This is a genomic window from Legionella norrlandica (assembly GCF_000770585.1).
Lineage (GTDB): Bacteria > Pseudomonadota > Gammaproteobacteria > Legionellales > Legionellaceae > Legionella > Legionella norrlandica.
In genome coordinates this window covers 1-9,853 of record NZ_JNCF01000086.1, presented here as the reverse complement: position 1 = coordinate 9,853, position 9,853 = coordinate 1, and the positions used below count along the sequence as shown (strand labels likewise).

The following is a 9,853-nucleotide window of genomic DNA, read 5'->3' as shown; positions in this document are numbered from 1 at the left end:
TTAAAGAAGATAAGCACTCTCTTCCTGGCTACTGGGGAAAAAAATATCCAACTCGGAATTCATGGCCTTTCTCATATAGAATGATCGGGCTATTTCTTCTTCAGTAAGGGTTCGTTTAAATCGGCATTGTGTGTGGTTCAGTTCTATAGTTACCATACTATTGTCAGCAATAATTGGTATGGTTTTCGTTTTTCCATGATAATCTAAAAAATGATTTTTTATATAATCGCCTATTTTAGAATGGGGATTTTTCGTAAGATCTATTTGTTCTTGCGTAAGAACAAGAGTTCCGATAAGGCTTTAGGTTCGCCATCGACGGAGCCGATAAGTTCTTCGTCATGTTTATGATGGTAGTGTAGCCCCCAAGCATCGACTGCGTGGATTTTCAGCGTCTGCGGTGGTTCACCAGGGTGGCTGAGGACTATAGAAAGGGGCTCGGCATCGGACAAAAAAGGATGGAAATTTTTAAGTTCTATGGTGGTTTCCGAGGTATCTTCAACTTTTCTGATATGAGGAAATTTTCGCACAAACAATTTTCCTTCATAAGACATTTTTTGACTATTTGGGTAGGTTGGATTAAACGGAATTGGTCTAATGTCTTCATGGTTAGTGGGCTCTGCCGCCGGGTCGGCATGAAATTCCCATTTATTATCAGTTATATTTTTAGAATAGTAACCCCATCTTAACTCGGAATCTTGCCCTAAAATTCTTAGTTCTCGAGCATCATCGCCCTTCCCAGTCAAACGTATGCATACTTTATGCGTCAGATTGGATGGAATGTCGTCGATTTTGTGTTCAACCCATCCATCCAACGGTAGTTTGCGCACACCATGTCCTAGGAAAAAACTGCCATTGGGTGGCTGAACAACGGGGGTTTCCGTATAACTGACTTTTAACCCTGGACAAGCGCCATTGATTTCATAATCAATCATTCGGGTGAAAAAATGCAGTTTTTCTTCTGCATCGATTGCAGAAAGAAAAACCGTAGAACCCGCAGCACTGATGGATAAACCTTGCATGCCATCAGGAACAAGAAAGCCTCTGGAGAAGCTTGCTGGTAAGCCGGTATCCCAATAGACTATTTTCTGACCTTCATTATCCAGCACGTAAATTGTTGGAGTAAATCCAAAGTCAAAGTTGATTCCATTGCCATCCTTAGCAAAGGATACGATTTCGCTAGGATCTATAAAATCGGTTTTCCTTACCTCGTCTTTTTTGCATACACTGCAACTGAAACACCATGCCCTACGCTCGTGAGGAAGAAAAAGCTCATCGGCCATAAAGTCAGGGGCGCCTAGCTTGCTTCCCCAGTAAAGTGGTCGAATGTATTCAGTAGGTTTATAAAGATAAACTTTATCCAAATTTGAAACAGCAACCACAATGTTGCTTGCTGCGTCGATCTCAACGATACGCTCATTTTCCTCAAGAAGTGATTCCAGTCTTTCATTATAGGGGATGCCCTTTCCATCAAAAAGTTTCCATTCCAGTGCTTTGGGATCACCTTTGATAGAGATAAGATCACCTCGAACAAAAGTTTTAGGATCTTCGGGGGTACGTGTTCGAAGATAGATCTTTCCATCATCTAAGTAAAAATCAAAGTTGGCTGTACTGCTGCAACGATGATCGGGTACAGGATTGATGGAACCTGAAGGGAGAGATGACTCAGATTCATCGACAGAGGGATTAGGCATTTCCTTTCCTTATCCAAATAAATTATACCGTATTGTTTTTATTTTTTTTTGTCAAGTTTGGATTTTCGCGAGTCGTCTGTAGCAGTGAAACCATCTGCAGAAGGCTCAGGCTTACTAATACTTACTACGCAGATAATCCGATTTCATTCTCCTTTTCTATTCTCAAATTCGGGAGACACTGACTCCTGTTGGCCTTGGTAACTAGATCAGTTTACTCGACGAAAACCCTATATATCGGAGAATTGCTCCCAGGAAGAAGCACGTTCAAATCCTAGTAAATTCAAAAGATTTTTCAGTTCTATTGCATTTTTCTGTTTCTTGTTCTATTTCTTTAAGAGAAGTAGCAATAAGGAGATATCTTGCCAATAAAGAATGGAATCAATAGCGCCCTAGTCAAAAAGGTCAGTCACAACAAGAACCAAATCGCAGATGAGAACCTATTACTAGTAAACGATGCATTAGTTGTTTATTGCATTTTTTCTGACCAATTAATTGGTTGATCAATGGTGTTAGGAGGCAATTATGAAAAGAATGTTGATTGCGTTAATGGCAATCCTTATGTTTTCCAATGCGTTAGCAAATTCTGATGAAAATACTGATACAAATACCGGGACAAGCACTGGAACAGATACGGACACCGGAACTAGTACTGGAACAGATACGGACACTGGAACTAGTACAGGCACCTCAGGTGGCGCATCTGATACCTCCTATTAATATTAGTTTAATTGAAAGTTGGTCGAATGCACCACTCCCCCGGAAATGGGGAAGAGCCCTCTATCATAAGAGGTTGATGAGGGGAGTATTATATACCTAAGTAACTTTGGATATATATTGGCCTTGACCCAACAAGTTGGTATTTAGCTCTACGACCCTCAGCCCAATAGGCTTGCCATAGTATGACAATCGAATATAAGTTACTACACAAGGAATGCTCCATGAAAACCCTGTTTCCTTGTAATTGGGTAATCTTGATTTTATTGGTCGGAGTGACAGGAATTGAACCTGCGACCCCTGCCTCCCGAAGGCGATCCCGATTGTTTCTTAATGCATTTCTATACATCTCCATGAACAATAACTCCTTGTAATACGAGGGTTAATGGCATTTTTATGATGTACAGTGATATATTGTTATGTTACATTCCACAATGAAAATGCACCCTATATGCACCCTGTAATTCAAAAATAGGATTTTTATTACATGAATGTGATATTAACTATGATAAAGTCCAGGGTATTAAAAAAGCAAGGATTAAGCAGTAGAAGAATTTCACGGGTGCTATAAACCAAAAAACCACCGAAAAGGTGGTTCTTGGTCAACTGCTAAAAGGGGCGCTTTCGCGGATCCCTAAAAGCTTACGTTGTAATTATGAGTCATTTTACATGGATATGTCAATTTTTTTTGGTTATTTTTTGGATAACTATTCTAATTTGATGCAACAGGATAGGGTATGAAAGAATATATTAGTGCATTATCAATAGATAGGCTTACAAGCTATGAAATATTATGTCCAAGTAAAGTGGATACGGATATTATAGGAGCTTATCATTGGAATTTATTGATAAGCCAAGCATTTTATCCCTTCATACATTCAGTAGAAGTTGCATTACGTAATTCAATTCACCACGCAGCCACCAAGAAATTTGAAAATGAATTTTGGTTCGATATCGTTGTAACTGATGGTAAGTCAAGATCAATTCTTGAAGATACCAAAAACGATTTACATCGTAGATTTGGGCAAGTAACAGCGTCAGACATTGTTGCAGGATTAACATTTGGATTTTGGACAAATTTAATAAAACAAAAAACATACACTGATCAATTTAATCCAAATCGACTATGGCCTGACTTAATTCCTTCGGTTTTCCCCCATTATGCAAGAGGGCATGATGATAGAAAGAATATTTCCAAGCGATTTGAAGAAATAAGACTGATTAGAAATCGCTTGTTTCATCACGAGCCTATCTGGAAATTTAAAAATGCCCAAACACCGCAAGAATGCATTGCTGAATTGCGTCGTAAGTTCAATGACACATTTAAAGCGATTGGCTGGATATCAAAATACAAACGAAATTGTTTAAGAGAATTTGGTTTTGTTGAATCGTTTAAAAACAATTGCACTCTTGAGACCTTGGAAAGCTATAAAGTGAAGGGTGCTGAAATATTACAACAATTAGCAGATTAATTATGAAAGCAAAAATCAATAACACGCTTATTAAAAAACTGCTTCCTAGAGATAAAGAATACGAAGTTCATGATCTTGATCTAAAAGGATTCATGATAAGAGTTTTTCCATCAGGAACCATGCGTTACGTCTGCCAGTACAAAAGAGGCAAAAAAATTAATCTTGGAACAGTCGGTGTTATGACAGCAGCTCAAGCTCGTGAAAAGGCTATTGAAGTGCTAAGTAATGCCAATAAGGGGATTGAGCCAACCGCACAAAAAGGGATAAATAAGCCTAAGACACTTCAAGAATTTATTGAGAGTGATTATAAGCCATGGGTTTTATCAACGCATAAACGAGGTCAAGAAACGCTAGCAGGGCTTATTAGATGTTATAAGGCTTTTTTTTCAAAGCCGTTGGGTGAAATTACGCCTGCTCTTGTAGAACAATGGCGCGTTAAACGTCTTAATGAAGGCACTTCTCAGGCAACCTTAAATCGTAATATATCCATGCTGAAATCACTGATGACCAAGGCAGTTGAATGGGGCTTTTTAAAAGAAAATGCACTTGGTAAGTTAAAACCTTATAAAATCGATCGTTCACCTAAAATTCGATACCTGTCATTTGCAGAAGAAGCACGTTTACGCGAAGCATTAATCGAACGAGACAATCAACTCCGGCTGATGCGAAAAAATGGAAACCTCTGGCGAGAAAAGCGAGGTTATGATTTATTACCCGAGCTTTCAGAAGACAATGCTTGTGATTACTTAATGCCGATGGTGCTATTGTCGATTAATACAGGATTAAGACGAGGCGAATTATTTCATTTGACCTGGGATATGGTGAATTTGTCAGAAGGTTCATTAATTTTGTCTGGTGAAATTACAAAAAACAAACATTCTCGTTATATTCCGCTCAATGATGAGGCTTATAAAATTTTGGATCATCTGCATAAAAAAGCAGAGAGAAAAGAAGGCTTAGTTTTTCCAAGTAAAAATAATCAACCATTTAACCATGTGAAACGCTCATGGGGATCGTTATTGAAAAAAGCAAATATTACACAGTTTCGATGGCATGATTTACGCCATCATTTTGCGAGTAAGTTGGTGATGGCTGGGGTAGATCTAAATACGGTTCGTGAGTTATTAGGACATTCTGATATTGCCATGACACTAAGGTATGCACATTTGGCGCCAGAACATAAAATTAATGCTGTTAAAAAAATAGATTGGACGATGCAAGAACCAGTAACATGAGTGGTCGTATCCCCTAGTTTGATAAGGCATCAAATTTCCATCGATGCCAAATAACTGGGGCAATAGATAAAATTGAATCTGCTGAAATAACGGGATCACTGACTGAAGTTCTATTGTTATTACAAACCAATAAATATTTATCTTCACTTTTTATCAATCGTCGAAAAAAGGTGCCTTCGGTGGTTTCCACTATACAATTATGCCCTACGCATTGATTTTTTTTATTTTGATTTATAAATTTTATCCCGCCAACAATGTCTCCAACCTTATACTCCGGCTCCATCGCATCATCTAAGACCGTTATCACAACAGCATTTGGGTTATTCGTTTTAAAGAAGTCTATCTCTTTTTGTATGGCTTGTTCTGAGGCGAGAAGATTACCAACTGTATCTGCAAGAAATGGATAATTTTGAAATTCATTTTCGATTACTGATGGGCCTTTTCCTATGCCTTCTAATAACCAATCAATTGAACAACTCACATCATATTGATTAAGTATTCCTACTAAAGAAGCAGCTTTGGCTTTATTTAATGGGTTTCTTCCAAGCTCCCATGATTGGAGCGTATGGATACTGATTCCATGCTTTTCTTCCAAATCTTTTCGAGATAAGCCAGCAAGCATACGTGCTCTTTTGATGCGTTGTCCCATTGCAGAACTATCTTTTTTTACTTTAGTAGCATTTTTCATAAATATGTCTTTACATTTATACGCTTTATATGTATATAATAAATTATTATACGCGATTCACGTATATGAAGTGTGGATTTATACGCGTTATGAGTGTAAGGATGCCTCTAAAATTAATTATTTTCAACACTTTAAAGAGGATTCTGTTTTGAAGGTCAATTTCAGATAGGAATGTAAGTAGTCAATGGACATGTTAATAAACCAGGATGAACTGGCAGCAATGAGTGGCTTACCTCATATCCAGCAATTGGCTTATCTAAGAGGAATCAGACCGTATATGGATGTTAAAACAGGAATAACAGGTATCAAGCGACGAATCAGCTATCAATCGATATCTGAACAATTATATATCGAGCCACATCAGGGGATTAAAAGCCAAAGCTTTTCTCGTGATCAAGTACGTCGTGCAGTTTCAGGTTTGGTACGTGCGGGAATGATTGAAGTTCAATCTGACGGCATGCAGCTCATTTTAAAATGTCCCTTAGCTTCAAGGCATTATTCTGCCCAAAATAAAGCCGCCATAAACCCGCCACAGAAAGCCACCATAAAGCCGCACGTGGAAACCCTTGTAAACAATGAGTTTTCTGAAGGTGAGGCCATAAAAGCCGACATAGCTGAACCCCAAAAAGCCGTCATACCTCTTAAAGATAATAATTATATTTATTTATTAAGCCGCTTCGAACAATTTTGGAATTTATACCCCGAGAAAAAATCCCACGAGCGTGCTTTTGAAGCCTTCAGAAAAATCAGCCCTGACGAGCATCTATTGCGAATGATGTTGCAAGCACTGGAAAACCAAATCAAAGCACGAAATGTAAAAATAGCCCACGGCGAATGGGTGCCACCCTGGAAATATCCAAGCAACTGGTTGGTTCAAAAATGCTGGGAAGATGAAGTCAAAATCGAAGTAACGCAGGAGAAAAGGAATGCAAAGCGCCACCCAAATACTGAACTCACAACCGTTGATCCATTCTGGAACCCAGAAGGAGAAGACACAGCAAGCACCAGTGAAGACGAGTACGAACAAAGCAATGTCATCAACCTGCGATGCTACCGACAGCAATAAAAAGCGGATTGAGAGTTTGTTTACGCGCTTTGCAGTTTTTTATGGGCATTTGTGGCGCAGTCAGTTCAAAAGCGATGGGTTTTTGGAGTTTGCCAAAAAGGAATGGATGGCGGGGTTAAGCAAGTTTAGTGATGACGTTTTGAATCAAGCCATCGTGGAGTGTCGTGATTTTTGTGAAATGCCGCCAAGCTTGCCTCAACTGATTCGCATTTGTCGTGACATAAAAAAACGAAATAACGTTTATGTCACGCCTGAAGAAGTTGCTCCTGCGAGTGCCGAAGTGGCGGAAGCGAATATTAAGCAATGTAAAGCATTTTTATTTTAAAACCTGATAGGAGAGAAGACATGTTGGTATTAACAAGAAGAGTTGGGGAGTCTGTTGTGATCAGTGAGGATATTTACTGCACGATTGTGGGGTATCAAAACGATGAGGTCCGCCTTGCTTTTGATGCGCCTAAGTCCATCCCAATCCATCGTGATGAAATTCAACGCCGCATTTACCGCGATCAGATTAAAGATAACAAGTTTGTAGATAAAGCAGCTAACAACGAGAGCATTGTCGACAGGCTTATTAATAAGTTCAAAAGCAGTGCTTCTCCAACAAATTCCTGAGAATTGAGTCATGACTATCGATGAAGAACAGCTGATTACGGTTAAAGATCGAGCCAAAGAAAAGTTAAGGCGTGATCTGGGTGGATTGATTGAACGGGCTTTAAACGATCCAAAAACCGTTGAAATCATGCTCAATGCGGATGGCAGGCTTTGGCAGGAACGTCTTGGGGAAACAATGCGTTGCATTGGAAGTATCAATGAGGTGCGTGCCGAAAGCATCATCAAAACTGTTGCAGGCTTTCATGGTAAAGAAGTGACCCGATTTAAGCCGATGCTTGAAGGGGAATTACCACTGGATGGTTCCCGTTTTGCAGGACAACTGCCACCGGTTGTATCACGCCCTACATTCGCTATTCGTAAAAAAGCCCTATCCGTTTTTACACTGGATGAATATGTTCGAGCAGGAATTATGACGGATGAGCAAAACGAGATAATTCAACAAGCGGTTTCGAACCACCGGAACATTTTAGTGATTGGCGGCACAGGTTCAGGCAAAACAACATTAGTGAACGCCATTATTCATGAAATGGTAAAAAGCGCACCACATGAGCGCATTTTTATCATAGAGGATACCGGCGAAATCCAGTGTTCAGCTGAAAACTGCGTTCAATACCATACCACCATGGATGTCAACATGACCCAACTTATAAAAACCACACTCAGAATGCGCCCTGACCGAATCCTTGTCGGTGAGGTTCGAGGCAGTGAAGCTTTAGATTTATTGGATGCCTGGAATACCGGCCACGAAGGAGGAGCGGCTACCTTACATGCGAATAACTGTCTTGCAGGGCTTCATCGTTTGAAATCATTGATTACCAGAAATCCGGCAGCACCCGCTGAAATTGAACCTTTAATTGGCGAGGCAGTTCATTGTGTGGTGCATATTGCAAGAACGCCAGATGGTCGCTTTGTCAAAGAAATCATATCTGTCGAGGGTTTTAAAAATGGTCAATACAACATCAAGAAACTTGTTTAAGGAGAATATGAATGAATCAGTTAAGCAGTTTTAATCACAAGAAAATTTGGATGATGGGGGCAGTCATATTATTTCTATTTTTAATGACTCATCCGGCTAGCGCCTCCACAGCAGGTGGAGGACTTCCATTCGACTCATGGTTAACCAAAATCCAGAAGTCCATTACAGGTCCATTTGCCTTTAGTGCGGCGATTATTGGTCTGGTTGCTGCCGGTGCCACACTTATTTTTGGTGGTGAATTAAATGGTTTTATGCGAACCCTTGTCTTTTTTGTATTGGTGCTTTCATTCCTGGTAGCGGCACAAAATACCATGACAGCGATTACTGGCAAAGGGGCGGAAATTTCCAAGCCATCTGTTGAGATGACAGCAATCGAGTCTCAGCCATGAGCCTTCGCACTATCTCCATTCGTAGATGTGGAAATCGTCCAAGTCTCTTTATGGGCGGAGACCGTGAGCTTGTCATGTTTTCAGGATTGCTATCAGCCATTTTGGTATTTGCCGCTCAGGATTGGCTGGCGGCGATTGCTGGTATCGTCATGTGGTTTTTATCTCTGAAAGGACTTCGCTTAATGGCGAAATCTGATCCCTATATGAGAGCGGTTTATCTGAGGCAAAGACGTTATCAGGCTTATTATCCGGCTCGTTCAACCCCTTTCAGGGAAAACAAAAGAGGTTATCAATGATTGAATTAATCGCCTTTTTGATTAGTACTACAGGGCTTGTCATTTTGGGTACTTTGTTTTGGGAAATTCGAAGTAAAAGCTGTGGGCACCATGTCAAAAAGCATCGAAGCCATACAGCTGGACTGGTTGATTTACTTAATTATGCGGCGGTTGTAGATGATGGTGTAATTGTCGGAAAAAACGGCTCTTTTATGGCGGCCTGGCTTTATCATGGCGAAGACAATGCCAATACTACCGATGAGGCGCGTGAGATGGTGTCATTTCGGATCAATCAAGCCTTATCCGCTATGGTAGCGGTTGGATGATTCATGTAGATGCCATGAGGCGTACTGCACCTGGTTACAGTGCACGGGGTTATTCTCACTTTCCTGATCCCATATCAATGGCAGTTGATGAAGAAAGAAGGCAGCTATTTGAACAGTTGGGAACCTTATATGAAGGATATTTTGTTATCACGTTAACCTGGTATCCGCCTGTATTGGTACAAAAACGTTTTGTTGAATTGATGTTTGATGATTCAGGGGAGCGCTTAAGCCAGAAAGCAAAAACGCATCAATTGATTGAGACCTTCAAGCAATCTTGCCGCAATTTTGAATCACGCATGAGTTCGGCAGTTCATCTGGAAAGGCTTGGCTCAGATGATAAAGGCGATACAGTAATGCAGGATAACTTTCTAAGGCACTTACAGTATTGTGTCACAGGAATTAACCATCC

11 protein-coding genes and 1 pseudogene are annotated in these 9,853 nt (G+C 40.1%); 10 read left to right on the top strand and 2 right to left on the bottom strand.

The window, feature by feature from the left end; translation table 11 throughout:
• Nucleotides 1-260 precede the first annotated feature (260 nt).
• Entirely contained in the window at nucleotides 261-1,691 is a 1,431-nt protein-coding gene (locus tag OK13_RS12870) for a hypothetical protein (protein ID WP_035891395.1), read from the bottom strand.
• Between the two features lie 522 nt (nucleotides 1,692-2,213).
• Between OK13_RS12870 and OK13_RS14630 the strand changes: the two genes are divergently transcribed.
• The 3 genes from OK13_RS14630 (at nucleotide 2,214) to OK13_RS12850 (ending at nucleotide 5,112) form a co-directional block, all read left to right on the top strand.
• Nucleotides 2,214-2,408 (top strand): hypothetical protein, encoded by a 195-nt coding sequence (locus tag OK13_RS14630; RefSeq protein WP_035891393.1) that lies wholly within the window; start codon nucleotides 2,214-2,216, stop codon nucleotides 2,406-2,408.
• A 734-nt stretch (nucleotides 2,409-3,142) separates the two neighbouring features.
• On the top strand, nucleotides 3,143-3,877 hold the full coding sequence (locus OK13_RS12855; RefSeq protein WP_011945677.1) for an Abi family protein: 735 nt from the start codon (nucleotides 3,143-3,145) through the stop codon (nucleotides 3,875-3,877).
• A gap of 2 nt (nucleotides 3,878-3,879) precedes the next feature.
• Nucleotides 3,880-5,112, top strand: coding sequence for a site-specific integrase (locus OK13_RS12850; protein ID WP_035891389.1), 1,233 nt, complete (start codon nucleotides 3,880-3,882; stop codon nucleotides 5,110-5,112).
• Nucleotides 5,113-5,125: 13 nt separating this feature from the next.
• Here OK13_RS12850 and OK13_RS12845 read toward each other — a convergent pair whose 3' ends face one another.
• Nucleotides 5,126-5,800, bottom strand: a complete 675-nt coding sequence (locus OK13_RS12845) for an XRE family transcriptional regulator (protein WP_035891387.1) — start codon at nucleotides 5,798-5,800, stop codon at nucleotides 5,126-5,128.
• Nucleotides 5,801-5,984: 184 nt separating this feature from the next.
• On the opposite strand from OK13_RS12845, the gene OK13_RS12840 reads away from it, so the two are divergent.
• The 7 genes and pseudogenes from OK13_RS12840 to OK13_RS14285 all read left to right on the top strand — a co-directional run.
• Entirely contained in the window at nucleotides 5,985-6,866 is an 882-nt protein-coding gene (locus OK13_RS12840) for a hypothetical protein (RefSeq protein WP_035891384.1), read from the top strand.
• 16 nt (nucleotides 6,867-6,882) lie between these two features.
• Complete coding sequence (locus tag OK13_RS12835; RefSeq protein ID WP_011945682.1) at nucleotides 6,883-7,191, top strand: hypothetical protein; 309 nt, start codon at nucleotides 6,883-6,885, stop codon at nucleotides 7,189-7,191.
• A 20-nt stretch (nucleotides 7,192-7,211) separates the two neighbouring features.
• Entirely contained in the window at nucleotides 7,212-7,478 is a 267-nt protein-coding gene (csrA, locus tag OK13_RS12830) for a carbon storage regulator CsrA (protein ID WP_011945683.1), read from the top strand.
• Between the two features lie 10 nt (nucleotides 7,479-7,488).
• A complete protein-coding gene (gene trbB, locus OK13_RS12825; protein ID WP_011945684.1) occupies nucleotides 7,489-8,454 on the top strand; it encodes a P-type conjugative transfer ATPase TrbB in 966 nt (321 codons plus the stop codon).
• 11 nt (nucleotides 8,455-8,465) lie between these two features.
• Nucleotides 8,466-8,843: a TrbC/VirB2 family protein gene (locus tag OK13_RS12820; RefSeq protein WP_011945685.1), complete on the top strand. Its 378-nt coding sequence runs from the start codon at nucleotides 8,466-8,468 to the stop codon at nucleotides 8,841-8,843.
• Nucleotides 8,840-9,139 (top strand): conjugal transfer protein TrbD, encoded by a 300-nt coding sequence (locus OK13_RS12815; protein WP_027226389.1) that lies wholly within the window; start codon nucleotides 8,840-8,842, stop codon nucleotides 9,137-9,139. Before OK13_RS12820 ends, OK13_RS12815 begins: the two co-directional genes overlap by 4 nt.
• Nucleotides 9,136-9,853 (top strand): annotated as a pseudogene (locus OK13_RS14285) (conjugal transfer protein TrbE); the annotation flags it as partial. The gene OK13_RS12815 and the pseudogene OK13_RS14285, both read left to right, overlap by 4 nt.